A 16,429-nucleotide genomic window follows, 5' to 3' on the forward strand; every position below is an offset into this window, starting at 1 on the left:
CGCCGCGGCGGGCCTGTCAGCGCGTCTTGTCAGGCAGGGCGGGGGGCGTGTCGGGATGGGGCGTTGCGCGGTCTGTTTCCGATCTGATCCTTTCGCGCAGCGAAGAGGTCAATTCATCAGTCAATTCAAAGCGTGTTTTCAAAGCCTCCAGCAGCGCCTCTTCGTCTTCTGTGATGACGCCATCTGCGAATGCTTTGCGCAGCTCTTGTTCATAGATGACTTTGCGACGGACCAGCTGTTTGTTGAACGAACTGGCAATGATCCCGGTAAAAAGCGCGACAGTGGCAACGCCCATGAAGGCGGTCAGCATCGAAATCACCTTGCCAGCGGGGGTTATCGGCGACACATCGCCATAGCCGACAGTGGTCAGTGAAATGACAGACCAATACATCGCGGCAGGTATTGATGACAATTTATCGGGCTGTGCTGCGCCTTCGACGTAATACATCAGCGCCGAGCTGGCGATGATGACAATCGCCAGAATATAGCCCACCGCCCCAAATGCGCGTCTTTCGTCATAGATGGCCTGCAACAGATCCTCGACCGCCGAGGAATAATGCGAAAGCTTCAGCAGCCGTAACAGACGCAGAATGCGCAAGATCCGCAGATCAAGGCCGGGTATCAGAAACTGAATGTAAAACGGCAGCACCGCCAGCAGATCGACCACGCCATAAAAGCTGAATGCATAATCACGCCGTCCCCGCGCGGGGCTATCCGGATCTACCGCGCCATAGGCCCAAAGCCGCAGCAGATATTCGATGCTGAAGAAGGCAATGCTGAAGATTTCAAATCCGTGAAACCACGCGCCATATGTCGTGTAAATCGCGGCAAAGCTTTCCAGAACAACAGCCGTGACATTCAAAAGAACCATGCTGGCGATCAGCAAATCACAATACCGGCCGATGCGATCATCGTCTTTGGTATGTTCAAGTATTTGCACAAGCCGCAGCTGTATGGGGCGCATGTCGAACCTCGTTCGCGAATAATCTGAACGATCATCATGATCAGAAACGTCCGGCGCGCCACATTCTTTAGTAAAAACGCAACAATCCGGCGGGGTGGGGCCGTATTTGCGGCCCTTTTATCACTGCAAATCAGGCGCGCGGCAGGCGTATTGCGCGGCAATTGACCTGTGCCGGATGACCAGCCCGATCACGATTATGACAACAATTGGTGGTATTCAGCCGTTGCTTTTGAAATACCCAGTAATGGTGATGCCATTCTTTCCATGCTTCGATTAACACCGCCTAACTTTTGTGCGATAATAGCCACAAAGTTGACACGCGGGAATATTGCCACAGTGAAGATTGGTCTAAAAGACGTGAAAAAACATCGGATAAGCGAGGTCACACTCCGCGAGGTGTCAACGGATGGATTCAGATTTTCCGAGTCCACCGGATTCACAAAGCTTTGCGGCACTGGCTCTGATCACCATACCCGGCTGCTGTGCGAGGCGCTTGCTTTGTCGCGTGGCTTTAGCGCGGCCTTTGTTGCAGAGCTGCTGGACACCGGCTGGTCGGTCGTTGGCGCATATCGGGATTCGGCGCATCGTGATGTGACGCTGCATGTGCCCGATCAGATGGAATTGGACCGCGACATCGAAACCCGCATTGGCAGCTGCTGCCAGCAGGATGCCAGTCACGCCGGGGCCTGCGCGCATTTCGTGCCGATTGCCGATCATGGCAAGCTGATTGGCGTCATCGGTCTGATTGATGAGACGGAAAAACGCCCGGCGACACCATCCGAACGGCTGGCCATGTTCCGCTTTGCGGAATTGGCGGGCCGCCGGATCATCGAAAGATCCTTGTTTCGTCTGCATGCCAGAGAAGCCTTTGCGCTTTTCGATGGCGATCTAGAGGGAACCAGAGCCGCGCGCACTGGCTGTCAATGATCCGCTGAATGGACGTCTCTTCGCTCTTGGATGCGCGAACGCTTGCCATTATGAGCGGCCTTTTCCGGTTTTCTGCCGGATTGATCGTGATTGCCTTTCAAAGCCATATGATTGTTTCGGCGACGGATCGGAACCGCAAGGTTCAAAACATATGGGGTATTGGCAATATCATCATCGGCGTTGGTATAACGCTGACCGGATTGCGCGATGTTCTACCTGATCTTGTTTCGATCAATATAGGAAACACTTTTATCATATTGGGCGCTGCCACGACAGCTTTTGCCTATTCTGTCTATAGTGACACTTTATTTCTGCGCAAGCTGGCCATTGTGGTGGGTATGCTCAGCGTCATGCTTTTCAATCTGATTGATTTCAGCTTGACCGACGACCGTGTTCTCGTGCGGTCCAGCGTGACCCTGTCTTCGCTTGTGGTGCTGCAGCTGATGATCATCATGGCCTTGCTGCGTGCGCAGCGGCCGAAAACCGGATTGCTGCTGTTTCTTGTGTTTGCTCACGCTATTTCGATATTGCCGTTTTGCGTGCGGCTTTATGAGGTCATCGTTTTGGGTTACGCCGATGCCTTGACACCCACTCTTGGCGTGGCGGCTTTGTTTCTGGGCGTCTCCATGATTGGTTTCATGATTGTGCCCACTTTCATCTTGTTGCTGAAAGAAGACAGCGACCGCAATCTGATCACCAAAGAGCGCGAGATCGTGAAAAAAGAGGCCGATGTCGCCCTGACCAAGCAGCGATTGCGCGCAGAAGAAAGCGAAAGGATCGCGCAGCTTGCCCGCGGGATTGCGCATGATTTCAACAACCTGCTGTCCATGATCAAATTTGGCCTGCGCCAGATCGAGGATGGCCTTGATACCCCCGCGCCAGAGAAATTGCGCAAAACCAGTTTTGACACCATTTACCGATCGCTTGAACAGGGGATTACCACGACTACCGGCCTGATGAGCCTTGGTCTGGATCAAAAGGTGGTCTGCAATAAAATCTCTATTACCGAAGCGTTGGAGGATTTGCGCTATTTGACCAGTTCGCGGCTGCCACGCAGTATTCAACAGGAATATAGCCTTGATACGGCGGTTGATCTTTCCGCGATCAGCAATCCGTCGCTTTTGAATATGTGCCTGATGAATCTGGTTTTGAATGCGCGTGATGCAATGCCCAATGGCGGGACGCTGCGGATTACGGCGCGCATTGTCGATTGGACAGGTGTGCCGCCGCTGATGGTCGGGCAGCTGGCGCCGAATAGCTATGTTCAAATCGATATTTCAGATACGGGCAGCGGCATTCCGCCCGCGCAAATGGCGCAGATATTCGATGCCAATTTCTCGCGGACGCGCAGCCGCCGTGGCATGGGCCTTGGCCTGTTCATGGTCCGGCAATTCATCGAGAAAACCGGCGCGGGGTTATTTCTACGCTCAAGCCCGACAGAAGGCACTATTGTCTCGCTGCTTTTGCCATGTTTCGGGGGTCATCAGGATCAGGCGGAAACCGGCGTTGTCGCCGATCCCCATGTGACCGTCCTGATCGTTGACGATGACGCCACCACCCGAAAGGCCGTGCAGCGTCTGTTTCTGGAACTTGGCGAGATCGCGGCCATTGCGGCCGATGGCACCGAGGCGCTGGCAAAGCTAGAGACATTGCCGAACCTTGGTTTGGTCTTGACTGATTTCGCCATGCCGGGTCTTGATGGCATGCAATTGCGGCAAGAAATCCAGCAGCGACGCATTGATCTGCCCGTCGTCATCATGACAAATACCCATCCGGATGATTTTACAGAGGCGATGTCGGACGGGGTTGTGATCCTGCAAAAGCCATTGGGGCTGGACGCGTTGCGCAAGCTGCAGTCTGATCTGCTGTTGGGGCCCTATGCCGAGGCTCGTGGAAAAGAGGTCTAGCGATGCTGCGTGTCTTGTTGGTTGAAGACGAACGTATGTTTGCCGAGATGCTGTCTTATAGCCTTGCCGCCCAACCATTTGCCGATCTCTATGCAATCGCCGCCAGCATTCAAGAAGCGCGCGATATCATCGCAAAAACGGTGCCCGATGTTGTTGTGCTTGATCTGGATCTGCCAGACGGGTCGGGGCTAGAGGTCGTCGATACGCTTTTGCAGGCAGGGCATGAGGTATCCGTGATCGTGCTGTCTGCAAGCGCTGAAACCTTTACCTGCGCGGATCGTTTCGCCCCCTCTATCAAAGAGGTCATTCCGAAATCGGCCGCCTATGACCGGCTGCGCGCCGCGATCCTGCGATTGATGGACCCCGCAGGCATCGACGGGGCCGATACAGGGTTCGAAAGCCTGACCCAGCGCGAATTGGAGGTGCTGGGCATGATCGGTGAGGGCATGACAAGCCAGCAGATTGCGACCAAGCTGACCCGCTCTGTCGATACAATCACCACGCATCGCAAGAATATCGCCGCAAAACTGCGGGTCAGCGGCGCAAAGCTGGTCATTCTGGCGCGGCAGCGGAATATCTTCCTGTCCAATCCGTTGCGCGCGACACCCGGCGGCCCGCCACATTAACCCGTTCAGGTCCGGCGCCTGTCAGCGTGTTACCCGCGCAGGCTGGCCAGCTGAGAATGCGCGCGCAGGTTGGATTGCTTGTAGCTGGCCATCAGGTCATTGAACTTGCTGCCCTGCACGGCGACATGCTCGCGCAGGATGACCTCTGCGGCGGTGCTGTCGCCGGCTTCCAAAGCGGTCAGGATCTCGCGATGTTCGGTCAGCGATTGTATCATCCGGCCGCGCACGCGCAATTGCATCCGCCGGAACGGTTGCAGCCGCTTGTGCAGACGCTGTGCTTCACCGGCAAGAAAATCATTGCCCGAGGCGGCATAGACCAATTGATGGAAATGTTCGTTTTCGCGGTAATAGCCGTCGCTGTCACCGGCATGGGCGGCGCATTCGCAGGCGATCACGGTGACCTTGATCCGCTCCAGCGTCTTGGGGGTAACGCGGCGCGCGGCCAGGCGCCCGCAAACGGCCTCTAGCTCTGCCATGACCTCGAACATCTCGATGATCTCGTGGAACCCGGGGTGGCGCACAAAAGCACCGCGGCGCGGAAACAATTGCACCAGCCCTGATGCGGCAAGCGCCTGAAAGGCCTCGCGCAGCGGGGTGCGCGATACGTTGAAACGTTCGGCCAAACGAATTTCATCAAGGCGTTCGCCATCGACGAAATCGCCTGTCACGATCATCTGTTCCAGCGCTTCGCGGACATGGTCGGCCAGTCGGGTGTTCATGGCAATATAGCTATCGTTAGATCAGGGACTGGGCAATGGTTTTTTGTATACAAAACGTTTGACATTGAATGCATAGCCGCGCAGCATCACGGCTGTTGCGGTTAAAAAGCCCGCAGCGCAGTTATCTGGGAGGATAAAATGACAATTCGAACGTATGCCGCTGCTGCGGCAATCGCCGTTTTCGGGATGGGCATTTCTGCAGCGAGCGCCGTGGAACTCCGCCTGTCGCACCAATGGTCAATCGGCGATGTGCGCCATAAAGTTGCTGAAATGATCGCGACCGATGTCGCTGCTGCTGGCGTTGATCTGGATATCCGGATTTTCCCATCGGAATCTTTGTTGAAAGCGCGCGAGCAATATAACCCCCTGTCGCGCGGTCAGGTGGATATGATCGTCTATCCGCTGTCTTATTCCGGCGGCCAGCGCGGCGAATATAACCTGACCCTGATGCCAGGAATGGTGAAGAATCACGATCATGCGGCGCGGCTGAACGAAAGCCCCTTCATGGCCGAGATCGAGAACCTGCTGGCCGAAGATGACATCATGGTTCTGGTGCATGGCTATCTTGCCGGTGGCTTTGCCAGCACCGGCGATTGCATCACCCGGCCCGAACATGTCAACGGCCTGAGCACGCGCGCGGCGGGCAAGTCGTTCGAGGAAATGCTGGCGGCTGCCGGGGCGTCGATTTCGTCCATGGCATCATCCGAGATTTACAACGCGATGCAGACCGGCGTGTTGCAGGCGGTGAATACGTCGTCCTCGTCTTTTGCATCGTTTCGTCTGCAAGAGCAGGTCAATTGCTACACCCCGGCCGGCGATGTTGCGCTGTGGTTCATGTATCAGCCTGTCTTGATGAACAAATCGACCTTTGACGGTTTGAACGACGCGCAAAAAGCAGCCCTGACCGAGGCCGCCGCGCGGGCAGAGGCCTTTTATCTGGAAGAAGCCAAGGCTGAAGATGCGGCCTCTGTCGCCGTGTTCGAGGCCGCCGGTGTCGAGATTGCGCAAATGACCCAGGACGATTTCAACGCTTGGTTGGAACTGGCGAAAAACAGCTCTTACAAGTCCTTCGTCGAGAGTGTCCCGAATGGGCAGGCATTGCTCGATATGGCGCTGGCGGTAGAGTGATCTAGCAATTCCAAGGCCATGACGGGTGGGCCGTCCAGCAGCGCTGGCCCGGCCCACCCAGACCCATCAAACCCCAAGCACCGGAGCCTGTACCATGGCAACCATGCCCAATACCCGTGCGATGCGCACGGGTGACTACATAATTTTGCGCCTGATCCACGGATTATCGACAGTTTGCGGCTGGATCGCGGCGGTGATGATCCTGGCCTCGGTGCTGATCACCTGCCAGATGATCTTTATCCGTTTCGTGCTGGAAAGCTCTACGATCTGGCAGACCGAAGCCGTGATTTATCTGATGATCGGCGCCACGCTTTTGGGGCTGCCTTACGTCCAAAGCCTGCGGGGCCACGTCAATGTCGATCTGATCCCGATCCTGGTCAAAGGACGCGCGCGCAAATATCTGGCGGGTCTGGTCCTGATCATGACCATGGCCGTGGTCAGCGTCATCTTGTTTTTCGCCTATGAAAACTGGCATTTCGCCTGGGAACGCGGCTGGCGGTCCGAAACTGTCTGGGCGCCCGCGCTTTGGATTCCCTATCTGGCGCTGCCGCTTGGCTTTGGCATCTATCTTTTGCAGCTGATGGCTGATTTCGCAGCACTGGTGCTGGGCGTTGATCGCCCCTTCGGCTTGGAGGATTAAGTCATGGAACCGCTTTCGCTGGGTCTTTTGGTCGCCGTGATGACCATTGTCGTCTTGTTCTCGGGGGTCTCTGTGGCCTCGGGGCTGTTGATCGTCTCGGCAGGATTTCTGCTGGTATTTGACGGGATGCGCTCGCTTGAACTGATGCCCGAGATATTTTTTGGCAAGCTGAATTCATTCGCGCTTTTGTCTATTCCAATGTTCATCATCATGGGGGCCGCGATTTCATCGACCCGCGCGGGTGCCGATCTTTACGAGGCGCTTGAACGCTGGCTGACGCGTGTGCCGGGCGGGTTGGTGATGTCCAACCTTGGTGCCTGCGCCTTGTTCTCGGCAATGTCGGGATCAAGCCCCGCCACCTGTGCCGCCATCGGCAAAATGGGCATCCCCGAGATGCGCAAGCGCGGCTATCCAGACGAGGTCGCCTCGGGGTCAATCGCGGCGGGCGGGACGCTGGGGATCCTGATCCCGCCATCGGTGACGATGATCGTCTATGGCATTGCAACCGAAACATCGATCGGGCGGCTTTTTCTGTCCGGTGTCATGCCGGGGCTGATGCTGGTCGGGCTGTTCATGGCCTGGTCCATCTTCCAGACATGGCGCTTTGGGTCCCCCGAGGTGCTGGCGCAGCGCAGCTATACGCTCAAGCAAAAGCTGGAGATCCTGCCGCGCGTCATCCCGTTCATCATCATCATCATCGGTGTGCTTTACGCGATGTATGGCGGGATCGCGACGCCATCGGAAACGGCGGCTGTCGGTGCGCTTATGTGTCTGGTCATTGCGATGGTCATCTACAAGCTGTGGTCGCCCAAAAAGCTCTGGACCATTCTTAGCGATAGTACGCGCGAATCCGTGATGATCCTGTTCATCATCGGGGCTGCGGGTGTGTTCAGCTATATGCTGTCATCGCTTTACATCACCCAATCCATCGCGGCATGGATTTCCGATCTGGATGTGAACCGCTGGGTATTGATGGGGATCGTGAACCTGTTCCTGTTGGTCGCGGGGTTCTTTTTGCCGCCGGTCGCGGTGATCTTGATGGCTGCACCCATTTTGCTGCCGATCATTCTTGCGGCTGATTTCGATCCTTACTGGTTCGCCGTGATCCTGACCATCAACATGGAGATCGGGCTGATATCACCGCCGGTGGGTCTGAACCTCTATGTGATCAATTCGATTGCGCCGGATATTCCGCTCAAGAAAATCCTGATGGGATCGCTACCCTATGTCGGCTGCATGGTGCTGGCGATTGTGATCCTGTGCTTCTTTCCGGGGATCGTGACATGGCTGCCGGATCTTGTGATGGGGCCGGTCTGATGGCACGCGGCTGGGGTCTTGGCGGTTGGGCGCTGGGGGATCTGTTGGGCACCCTGTTCGAACGGCGGGGTGCCGCAGATGTCACGGCCAGCGACAAACCATTGACCACCTTGTGCCGGGCGCTGTTGTCCGGGCAGGGCGAGGTCTCGGGCATGAAATGCGCAGCCGAGGTGTTGATGCGCTACCGTCTGGCCAGCCAGACCGAAAAAGCGGCCTTCTTTCGGTTTCTGGCTGATGACATGGATCTAGATCCTGCTGCCGTCATCGCGGCGGCGCAGGCCTATGCCGACAAGGCCGATGTTGGCACGATGGCGGCATTGCTGGATGTGGCTGAACCGCCGCGCCAGGAATTGCTGCGCCGGCTGAACCAGGCCCCGGGCGGCACCGCCGATCTGGTGGCGATGCGGGTCGATCTGATGGCGGCGATGAAGACCCAGCCGGATCTGGCGCGTGTCGATCTGGATTTCCAGCATCTGTTCGCCTCATGGTTCAATCGGGGCTTTTTGGTCCTGCGCAAGATCGGTTGGGAAAGCCCGGCCAATATCCTCGAAAAGATCATCGCCTATGAAGCTGTCCACGAGATACATAGCTGGGCCGATCTGCGCCGCAGGCTGGAACCACCGGACCGGCGCTGTTTCGCCTTTTTCCATCCCTCGATGCCCGATGATCCGCTGATCTTTGTCGAAGTGGCGCTGACGCAGGGGATACCGGGTGCGATCGGGCCGCTGCTGGCCGAGGATCGGGATGCCATGAGCCTGTCCCAAGTCGATACGGCCGTATTCTATTCCATCTCGAATTGTCAGGCAGGTCTGCGGGGGATTTCCTTTGGCAATTCATTGATCAAGCAAGTGGTCGATGTGCTGGGCCGCGAGGAACCGGGCCTGAAAACCTTTGTCACCCTGTCGCCCATTCCGGGCCTGTGCCGTTGGATCGATACAGAACAGCAGGACGGGCAAATGCCGCATCCTACCGACCCAGAGACGCTGCGGCGTGTCGCGGCGCGCTATTTGTTGCAGGCAAAGGTCGCCGACGGCCAGCCGCTTGATCCCGTCGCGCGGTTCCATCTGGGCAATGGGGCCGAGCTGCATGACATCCATGCCGCCGCCGATCTGTCCGACAAGGGGCAGCGGCAATCTTGTGGGGCAATGGTGAATTACCTTTATGATCCTGCAAAAGTCGAAAGCAACCACGAGGCATTCGCCAGCAAGAAAACCATCGCAGCGGCGCGCAGCGTAAAGGCGTTGGCCGTTGCGACAAAGGACCAGAATTAAAAGGACGAAACGACCCATGAGCAACTTGCTATATGACGTATTCTTTGCCCCACAAGCGGGGCGTTCGGGCGCGTTCTTGATCTTGCCTGACGGGGCAGAGATCAGCGGCGCCGCATTCCTCGATATGGTCCACCGCGTCGCCAATGCCTTGGTGTCCTGCGGCTTGCAGCCCGGCGACCGGATCGCTGTCCAGATTGAAAAGTCGCCCATGGCGCTGGCGATCTATGGCGGCGCGGTTGCGGCGGGGGTGGTTTTCCTGCCGCTGAACACGGCCTATCCAGCCGCCGAGATTGATTATTTCGTGGGCAATGCCCAGCCCAAGATCTTGGTGGCGGATGGCCGCCGCGCCGATGCGCTGGCCTCTGTGGCGCAGGCCCATGCGGCGCAGCTGATGGTGCTGAACGCCGATGGCTCGGGCAGTTTCGCCGAGCTTGTCGCCGGGCAAAGCGCCGATTTCACCCCCGTTGCGCGGGCTGCCGATGATCTGGCCGCGTTCTTGTATACGTCGGGCACCACGGGGCGATCCAAAGGCGCGATGCTGACACATGGCAATCTTTTGTCCAATGCCGAAGTCTTGACCCGTGAATGGCAATTTACCGACAAGGACGTGCTGCTGCATGCGCTGCCGATCTTTCATACGCATGGGCTGTTCGTGGCGACCAATGTCGCTTTGATGTCGGGGGCGGCGATGATCTTTCTGCCCGGCCTGAACATGGATGATATGATCCGGCTGATGCCACAAGCCACGACGATGATGGGCGTGCCGACATTCTATACCCGCTTGCTGGCCGACCCGCGGTTTACGGCCAGCCTGACCGCCCATATGCGGCTGTTCATCTCTGGCTCGGCCCCGCTTTTGGCGGAAACCCATGTGCAATTCGAAAAGCGGACCGGGCACCGCATCCTTGAACGCTATGGGATGACCGAAACCAATATGCTGACCTCGAACCCCTATGACGGCGAACGCCGGGCGGGCACGGTGGGGATGCCGCTTGCGGGGGTGGAATTGCGCATTGCCGATCCCGAAACAGGCGCTGCCTTGCCGCAAGGACAGACCGGCATGATCGAGGTGCGCGGCCCCAATGTGTTTCAGGGCTATTGGCAAATGCCCGAAAAAACCGCCGCCGAATTCCGTGATGACGGGTTCTTCATGACCGGCGATCTGGGGCTGATCGACGACAAGGGCTATGTAAACATTGTCGGGCGCGCCAAGGATCTGATCATTTCCGGCGGCTACAACATCTATCCCAAAGAGGTAGAGCTGGTCCTTGACGACATGCCCCAAGTGCTGGAAAGCGCCGTGATCGGGCTGCCGCATGCGGATTTCGGCGAAGCCGTCGTCGCGGTTCTGGTGGCCGCTGAACAGGCACCCGATCTTGCCGCAATCGAAAAAGCGCTGCAAAGTAAATTGGCGCGCTACAAGCAGCCCAAGGCCTATATCATCGTCCCGGAACTGCCGCGCAACAATATGGGCAAGGTGCAGAAAGCCGCGCTGCGCCAGCAATATGCAACCAAGTTCAAAGAGGCCGCGCTATGAGCACCACAAGAACCGTGATCTTTGACGCCCCCGGCGGACCCGAGGTGATGAAAATCGTCGAACGCCCTGTCGGTGATCCCGGACCCGGCGAGGTGCGCATCAGGCATCATGCCTGTGGTTTGAACTATATCGACATCTACCAGCGTGCGGGGGTCTATCCGCTTGCGCTGCCACATGCGCTGGGCATGGAAGGCGCCGGCGTGGTCGAGGCTGTCGGGGCCGAGGTGACGCATCTGGCACCGGGGGATCGGGTGGCCTATGCCGCGGCCCCGCCGGGGGCGTATTGCGATCTGCGGGTGATGAACGCCACCCAAGTCTGCCGCCTGCCAGAGTCGATCGATTTTCGCACCGGTGCGGCGATGATGCTGCAAGGGCTGACGGTTGAATATCTGTTCAACCGCACTGTGCCGCTCAAGGCGGGTGACACGGTGCTGTTTCACGCTGCCGCCGGTGGCGTCGGGCTGATCGCCTGCCAATGGGCGCGCGCGCTGGGGATCAGGCTGATCGGCACCGCTGGCAGTGATGAAAAATGTGCGCTTGCCCGTGAATATGGCGCATCCGAGGTGATCAATTACGAAAAAGAGGATTTCGTCACCCGTGTGCGGGAAATGACGGATGGGCGCGGCGTTGATGTGGTCATGGATTCCATCGGCAAGGCCACATTTGAGGGATCATTGGATTGTTTGCGGCCTGTGGGCATGATGATCAGCTATGGCAATGCCTCGGGCAAGGTGCCGCCGTTTGATCTGGGTATTCTGGGCGCAAAGGGCTGTCTGCAACTGACCCGGCCGACGATTTTCATGCATATCGCGCAGCGCGAAAAATGCCAGTCCATGGCATCGCATTTGTTCGACATGGTCGAGAGCGGGAAGATCAAGATCCATATCGGGCAGACATTCGCCCTTGAAAACGTCGTGCAGGCGCATCGCGCGATGGAAGCACGCAGCACAACTGGCAGTTCTGTTCTGACCCTGTGATCGCTGTGGCGCAGATGTGTTGCGCTGCCGTGTCAAATCGGCGGCGCTGCGCGTTCTGTCACCAATTGCTTGGCGGTCACCCTTTCGCGGTGGATCATGTAAAGACCCGCCCCGATGATGATCGTTATGCCGGTCAGGGTCAGCAGATTGGGGAAATCGCTGAACACCAGATAGCCCAGCAAAGTCGCCACCGGCAGTTCCAGATATTGCAGCGGGGCCAGCGTGGCAGAGGGGGCCAGCGACAGCGCATAGGTCATCATGATATGGCTGATCGTCGCGAAGAACCCGACCCCCAGCAGCCAGAGCCATGCAATCCCTTCGGGCCAGACCGGATCAAGCATCGGCGATCCTGACCCTTGGGCCAGCACCAAGACCGGCAGACATAGCAGACCGGCGACCAGCCCGGTGTGGAATTGCAAGGTCACCGGATGCATTCGCCGCGACAGCCCGCGCGTGACAAGAATATAAAAGGCAAATCCAACCGCCGTGCCCAGCGGAAACAAGGCCACTGCGCCAAATGCGGCAAAGCTTGGCTGAATAACCAGCAACACGCCGATGAACCCCACCAATGCGGCCCATGCCCGGCGCGGGCCGACATCCTCGCCAAGGTAATATTTGCCGACCAGCAGCACGATGAAAGGTGCCACGAAGACGATCGCCAGCGCATCGGCCAGCGGCATGACGCTGATCGCGGCGATAAAGCAAAAGGTCGAGATCAGCAAAAGCAGTGCCCGCGCCACCAGCGCTGGCCAGAGTGCGGGTCCAACCCGCAACGACAGCCCCAATATCCAGACAAAGGGCGCCATCAGCGCGCATTGCCCGATAAAGCGCGCCGCCGTGATTTGCCCCACCGGGACGCTGTCAGAGGCCAGTTTGGCCGCGACATCCAGCAATGGCGCTGTCACGCAAAACCCCAGCATCAGGGCGACACCCGTCAGAATGCGGTCGGTGGATACGGGGGGGTGGGTCGTTTCATTCATGCGTTACGCTTAGGATGTCGTCCCGCATGCGTCCAGTCGGAAGACCGATTGCTGATCGAATAATGCAGCGCGCCCGGCACTGGTCCGGGCCGCTGGCAGGGCGGCGCCGTGATGGCGACCGCCCCTTTGTTCACTGGGCGTTGGGAAAGAACAGCTGTTCGCCACCCACTTGATAAGCCGCAATCGCCTGCTGACCCGCGGCAGAGACAAGCCAGTCGATAAAGGCCTTTCCCTCTTGCGCTTTGACATGCGGATGGCGCGCGGGATTGACCAGGATCACGCCGTAAGGGTTGAACAGCACCGGATCGCCTTCATAGGTGATGGTCAATGCGCCGCGGTTCGCAAAGGACAGCCAGGTGCCCCGGTCGGTCAGCGTATAGGCCGGAACCTGCACCGCCGTGTTCAGCGTGGCACCCATGCCAGAGCCGGTTTCAAGGTACCAGGCCCCCTGTGGGACGATCCCTGCGGCGGACCATAATGCCAGTTCCGCCTTATGCGTTCCGCTATCATCACCGCGCGACGCAAAAGCCGTGCCCGCCTGTGCGATTGCGGTCATTGCATCCACGGCTGTCTGTGCGGCGCGGGTCTCGGCCGGGTCGGTCTCTGGGCCGACGATGACAAAGTCATTATACATCACATCGAAACGCGCCACGCCGTAGCCTTCTGCGACGAATTGCTGCTCTGCGGGCAGGGCGTGGACAAAGACCACATCGACATCGCCGCGCCGCCCGGTTTCCAGCGCCTGGCCGGTGCCCTGTGCGACGACGCGGACGGTGATACCTGTCTCTTCTGTGAAGATCGGCAAGATATGCCCGAAAAGCCCCGAGTTTTCGGTTGATGTGGTCGAGGCGACCGTGATGAACTCCTGCGCCACGGCCGGAACCGCTACGACAGTTCCAAGGCTGGTTAGCGCATAGAGTAAGGCTGTCCGGGTGATTGCAAGCATGGTGATCTTCTCCTTGATGATCGGTTGAAATTTACCAGATAAGCGCGCCGCCCAGAAAATCGCGGGCTTCGGCTGTCTGGGGCGCGTCGAAAAACGGGGCGGCGGGACCATGTTCGATCAACCGTCCGCGGTGCAGAAAGGCGATGTCCTGCGCAAGGCGACGCGCTTGAAACAGGTCGTGGCTGGTCATCACGATGGTGATGCCCTCATCGCTGAACTGCTGGATCAAGGCCTCGATGATGCGGGTTGCCGATGGATCAAGCGCGGCGGATGGTTCGTCCAGAAACAGGATCTGCGGGCGCATCGACCAGGCGCGCGCAAGCGCCAGGCGCTGCTGCTCGCCACCCGACAGCAGACGCGCCGGGCGCTCTGCCAGCGCGACCAGCCCGAACCGGGCCAAGGTTTTCTGAACCGTTTCATCACGCATGGCGCGCGTGTAACCGGCCAAAGCTAAAGGATAATCCAGATTGGCACGCACCGACCGGCGCAATAGCACCGGACGTTGCAAGACCATCGCCTGCGCTGCCGGTCGCGGGCCATGTGCCTGCCAAAAGATACCGCCCGTTGTGGGTGTGATCAGCCCATGGCACAGCCGCAGGAACAGACTTTTGCCCGCGCCATTCGGCCCCATCACAACCAATCGCCGCCCTGCATTGATCGTCAGATCGATCCCGTTGAGCAATTGCGTCTTGCCGACATGATACCCCACAGACCGCAGCTGCAGTGGAAGCACCGAGCCAGCCGCTGCGATGGACTTGTCCTGCTTCATCCCAGCCGCCCCCGCGCCGATTGCGCCAGCCCCCATGCCGCGGCATTCAGTGACAAGGTGATCAACAACAAGATGATCCCCAGCGCCACGGCCAGACCAAGGCTGCCGCGGCTTGTTTCCAAGGTGATTGCTGTCGTCATGGTGCGGGTATGTCCCGCAATATTGCCGCCAACGATCAGAACGGCGCCGACCTCGGCGCTGGCTCTGCCGAACCCGGCCAGGATACCGGTGACAAGGCTGACCCGCCCATCCCAAAGCAAGGTTGGCACAGCGCGCAAACGGCCCGCCCCAAGCGAGCGAAGCTGTTCGCGATATTCGGCCCAAAGATCTTCGACGACCGACCGCGTCAGCGAGATCACGATCGGCAGGATCAGGATCGTCTGGGCGATCACCATGGCCGTCGGCGTGAACAGAAGGGCAAGGTCACCCAGCGGGCCGGACCGTGACAATAGCAGGTAAACCAACAGCCCAGCCACGACAGGGGGCAGCCCCATCAAGGCATTGCAGGCCACGACAATCGCGCCCCGGCCCGGAAACCGCGCAAGCGCAAGCGCCGCGCCCAATGGCAGGCCGATCACGCAACCGATGCTGACGGCGGTCAACGTCACCTTCAAGGATAATGCGATGATGCCGGTCAAAGCGGGATCGCCAGCGACAATAAGACTGATCGCGATACCAAATGGGCCATCCATTGATGTCAAATCCTTCGAGAAATCGTAGACAATCAAACAGGATGCAGTTTATAGTGCAAGAACATAAATAACGCATGGATTTGCAGCATTATGCAGAAAACACCCGAGAAAGAGCCGATGCAATCTGATGTGCCCAGCCTGATGACCACCACCGAGGTGGCTGATTACCTGCGGGTCAAACAGCGGACCATTTACGAAATGGTCACGCGCCAGACGATTCCCTTTACCCGCGCGACCGGCAAATTGCTCTTTCCGCGCCGCTTGATTGATGTCTGGCTCGAGGCGCAGACCGAAGCCCCTGTCGCCGGGGGTTTTCGGGCCGCGCCGATCTATGCGGGGTCAAACGATCCGCTGCTTGAATGGGCGTTGCGGCAATCGGGCGCGGGGCTGGCGGTGCTGACGCATGGCTCGACACACGGCTTGCGCGAATTGGCGGATGGGCGTGCGATGCTTGCGGGCAGCCATCTGTTGGATGCGGCAAGCGGGGAATACAATCTGCCCAGCGTGCGCAGCTTCATGCCCGGCGGGGGTTTCGTCATGGTGCATTGGGCGCGGCGGGTGCAGGGGCTGTTGACCGCAGCTGGCAATCCACGGGCGATCCGCAATCTGGAGGATGTCGCCGCGCAGCGGCTGCGTTTCGTCGCCCGTACCGAGGGGGCCGGGTCGCAGCATTTGCTGGATGTCTTGCTGGCCCGCGCCGGGCTGACAGCGGATGCTTTGCAATTCGCGCCCCGGCAGGCCGAGACCCATGCCGATCTGGCCATGATGATCGAGACCGGCGAGGCGGATTGCGGCATCGGTCTGCAAGCGGTGGCGGGGCGGCTTGGTTTCGTGCCGCTGGTTGGCAATGAAAGCTTTGATCTGGTGATGCGGCGGCGCGATTATTTCGAACCTCAGATCCAGGCGCTGCTGACATTCGCGCGCAGCGACGCCTTTGCCGCAAGGGCCGGGCATCTGGCGGGATATGATGTGTCAGATCTGGGAAAGGTGCGCTGGAATTCCTGATCCCCGGCGGGTCTGGCCAAACAT

The 16,429-nt window shown here is 58.7% G+C and carries 16 protein-coding genes; 10 read left to right on the top strand and 6 right to left on the bottom strand.

Annotated features, from left to right (window positions below):
* Positions 1 to 16: 16 nt before the first annotated feature.
* On the bottom strand, positions 17 to 964 hold the full coding sequence (locus LOKVESSMR4R_RS03845; RefSeq protein ID WP_087206384.1) for an ion transporter: 948 nt from the start codon (positions 962 to 964) through the stop codon (positions 17 to 19).
* Between the two features lie 357 nt (positions 965 to 1,321).
* On the opposite strand from LOKVESSMR4R_RS03845, the gene LOKVESSMR4R_RS03850 reads away from it, so the two are divergent.
* From LOKVESSMR4R_RS03850 to LOKVESSMR4R_RS03860, 3 genes are all read left to right on the top strand, one after another.
* On the top strand, positions 1,322 to 1,891 hold the full coding sequence (locus LOKVESSMR4R_RS03850; RefSeq protein WP_087206385.1) for a hypothetical protein: 570 nt from the start codon (positions 1,322 to 1,324) through the stop codon (positions 1,889 to 1,891).
* Between the two features lie 377 nt (positions 1,892 to 2,268).
* Positions 2,269 to 3,798 (top strand): ATP-binding protein, encoded by a 1,530-nt coding sequence (locus tag LOKVESSMR4R_RS03855; protein ID WP_162290720.1) that lies wholly within the window; start codon positions 2,269 to 2,271, stop codon positions 3,796 to 3,798.
* A gap of 2 nt (positions 3,799 to 3,800) precedes the next feature.
* Positions 3,801 to 4,424, top strand: coding sequence for a response regulator transcription factor (locus tag LOKVESSMR4R_RS03860; protein WP_087206387.1), 624 nt, complete (start codon positions 3,801 to 3,803; stop codon positions 4,422 to 4,424).
* Between the two features lie 29 nt (positions 4,425 to 4,453).
* Here the strand turns inward: LOKVESSMR4R_RS03860 and LOKVESSMR4R_RS03865 are convergent, their stop codons facing one another.
* Positions 4,454 to 5,143, bottom strand: coding sequence for a GntR family transcriptional regulator (locus LOKVESSMR4R_RS03865; protein ID WP_087206388.1), 690 nt, complete (start codon positions 5,141 to 5,143; stop codon positions 4,454 to 4,456).
* A 138-nt stretch (positions 5,144 to 5,281) separates the two neighbouring features.
* Between LOKVESSMR4R_RS03865 and dctP the strand changes: the two genes are divergently transcribed.
* From dctP to LOKVESSMR4R_RS03895, 6 genes are all read left to right on the top strand, one after another.
* Positions 5,282 to 6,271 carry a TRAP transporter substrate-binding protein DctP gene (gene dctP, locus LOKVESSMR4R_RS03870; RefSeq protein WP_087206389.1) on the top strand — a complete coding sequence of 330 codons (990 nt, stop codon included), beginning with the start codon at positions 5,282 to 5,284 and terminating at the stop codon, positions 6,269 to 6,271.
* Between the two features lie 94 nt (positions 6,272 to 6,365).
* A complete protein-coding gene (locus LOKVESSMR4R_RS03875; protein WP_087206390.1) occupies positions 6,366 to 6,911 on the top strand; it encodes a TRAP transporter small permease subunit in 546 nt (181 codons plus the stop codon).
* A 3-nt stretch (positions 6,912 to 6,914) separates the two neighbouring features.
* Positions 6,915 to 8,228, top strand: a complete 1,314-nt coding sequence (locus LOKVESSMR4R_RS03880; protein ID WP_087206391.1) for a TRAP transporter large permease — start codon at positions 6,915 to 6,917, stop codon at positions 8,226 to 8,228.
* The gene (locus LOKVESSMR4R_RS03885; RefSeq protein ID WP_087212559.1) at positions 8,228 to 9,499 is read left to right on the top strand and encodes a malonyl-CoA decarboxylase; all 1,272 of its coding nucleotides are present in this window, start codon (positions 8,228 to 8,230) and stop codon (positions 9,497 to 9,499) included. The genes LOKVESSMR4R_RS03880 and LOKVESSMR4R_RS03885 overlap by 1 nt, the downstream gene beginning before the upstream one ends.
* A gap of 16 nt (positions 9,500 to 9,515) precedes the next feature.
* Positions 9,516 to 11,036, top strand: coding sequence for a malonate--CoA ligase (locus LOKVESSMR4R_RS03890; protein ID WP_087206392.1), 1,521 nt, complete (start codon positions 9,516 to 9,518; stop codon positions 11,034 to 11,036).
* Positions 11,033 to 12,013 (top strand): quinone oxidoreductase family protein, encoded by a 981-nt coding sequence (locus tag LOKVESSMR4R_RS03895; protein ID WP_087206393.1) that lies wholly within the window; start codon positions 11,033 to 11,035, stop codon positions 12,011 to 12,013. Before LOKVESSMR4R_RS03890 ends, LOKVESSMR4R_RS03895 begins: the two co-directional genes overlap by 4 nt.
* Before the next feature lie 32 nt (positions 12,014 to 12,045).
* Here the strand turns inward: LOKVESSMR4R_RS03895 and LOKVESSMR4R_RS03900 are convergent, their stop codons facing one another.
* The 4 genes from LOKVESSMR4R_RS03900 to LOKVESSMR4R_RS03915 form a co-directional block, all read right to left on the bottom strand.
* The gene (locus LOKVESSMR4R_RS03900) at positions 12,046 to 12,993 is read right to left on the bottom strand and encodes a DMT family transporter (RefSeq protein ID WP_087206394.1); all 948 of its coding nucleotides are present in this window, start codon (positions 12,991 to 12,993) and stop codon (positions 12,046 to 12,048) included.
* A gap of 130 nt (positions 12,994 to 13,123) precedes the next feature.
* On the bottom strand, positions 13,124 to 13,939 hold the full coding sequence (locus LOKVESSMR4R_RS03905; RefSeq protein ID WP_087206395.1) for a substrate-binding domain-containing protein: 816 nt from the start codon (positions 13,937 to 13,939) through the stop codon (positions 13,124 to 13,126).
* Positions 13,940 to 13,970: 31 nt separating this feature from the next.
* A complete protein-coding gene (locus LOKVESSMR4R_RS03910) occupies positions 13,971 to 14,708 on the bottom strand; it encodes an ATP-binding cassette domain-containing protein (protein ID WP_237331898.1) in 738 nt (245 codons plus the stop codon).
* Positions 14,705 to 15,400, bottom strand: a complete 696-nt coding sequence (locus LOKVESSMR4R_RS03915; RefSeq protein ID WP_087206396.1) for an ABC transporter permease — start codon at positions 15,398 to 15,400, stop codon at positions 14,705 to 14,707. Before LOKVESSMR4R_RS03915 ends, LOKVESSMR4R_RS03910 begins: the two co-directional genes overlap by 4 nt.
* A 90-nt stretch (positions 15,401 to 15,490) precedes the next feature.
* Between LOKVESSMR4R_RS03915 and LOKVESSMR4R_RS03920 the strand changes: the two genes are divergently transcribed.
* Entirely contained in the window at positions 15,491 to 16,405 is a 915-nt protein-coding gene (locus tag LOKVESSMR4R_RS03920; protein ID WP_204248720.1) for a helix-turn-helix transcriptional regulator, read from the top strand.
* The last annotated feature ends 24 nt before the right edge of the window (positions 16,406 to 16,429 follow it).

The sequence above is a fragment of the Yoonia vestfoldensis genome (assembly GCF_002158905.1).
In the GTDB taxonomy this organism is placed as follows: domain Bacteria; phylum Pseudomonadota; class Alphaproteobacteria; order Rhodobacterales; family Rhodobacteraceae; genus Yoonia; species Yoonia vestfoldensis_B.

Bases quoted from the DNA above. Each gene is read 5' to 3' on its own strand.
- LOKVESSMR4R_RS03920 (WP_204248720.1), top strand. From the start codon at position 15,491: ATGCAGAAAACACCCGAGAAAGAGCCGATGCAATCTGATGTGCCCAGC.
- LOKVESSMR4R_RS03910 (WP_237331898.1), bottom strand. From the start codon at position 14,708: ATGAAGCAGGACAAGTCCATCGCAGCGGCTGGCTCGGTGCTTCCACTG.
- LOKVESSMR4R_RS03860 (WP_087206387.1), top strand. From the start codon at position 3,801: ATGCTGCGTGTCTTGTTGGTTGAAGACGAACGTATGTTTGCCGAGATG.
- LOKVESSMR4R_RS03890 (WP_087206392.1), top strand. From the start codon at position 9,516: ATGAGCAACTTGCTATATGACGTATTCTTTGCCCCACAAGCGGGGCGT.
- LOKVESSMR4R_RS03900 (WP_087206394.1), bottom strand. From the start codon at position 12,993: ATGAATGAAACGACCCACCCCCCCGTATCCACCGACCGCATTCTGACG.
- LOKVESSMR4R_RS03895 (WP_087206393.1), top strand. From the start codon at position 11,033: ATGAGCACCACAAGAACCGTGATCTTTGACGCCCCCGGCGGACCCGAG.
- dctP (WP_087206389.1), top strand. From the start codon at position 5,282: ATGACAATTCGAACGTATGCCGCTGCTGCGGCAATCGCCGTTTTCGGG.
- LOKVESSMR4R_RS03905 (WP_087206395.1), bottom strand. From the start codon at position 13,939: ATGCTTGCAATCACCCGGACAGCCTTACTCTATGCGCTAACCAGCCTT.
- LOKVESSMR4R_RS03845 (WP_087206384.1), bottom strand. From the start codon at position 964: ATGCGCCCCATACAGCTGCGGCTTGTGCAAATACTTGAACATACCAAA.
- LOKVESSMR4R_RS03875 (WP_087206390.1), top strand. From the start codon at position 6,366: ATGGCAACCATGCCCAATACCCGTGCGATGCGCACGGGTGACTACATA.
- LOKVESSMR4R_RS03885 (WP_087212559.1), top strand. From the start codon at position 8,228: ATGGCACGCGGCTGGGGTCTTGGCGGTTGGGCGCTGGGGGATCTGTTG.
- LOKVESSMR4R_RS03865 (WP_087206388.1), bottom strand. From the start codon at position 5,143: ATGAACACCCGACTGGCCGACCATGTCCGCGAAGCGCTGGAACAGATG.
- LOKVESSMR4R_RS03915 (WP_087206396.1), bottom strand. From the start codon at position 15,400: ATGGATGGCCCATTTGGTATCGCGATCAGTCTTATTGTCGCTGGCGAT.
- LOKVESSMR4R_RS03880 (WP_087206391.1), top strand. From the start codon at position 6,915: ATGGAACCGCTTTCGCTGGGTCTTTTGGTCGCCGTGATGACCATTGTC.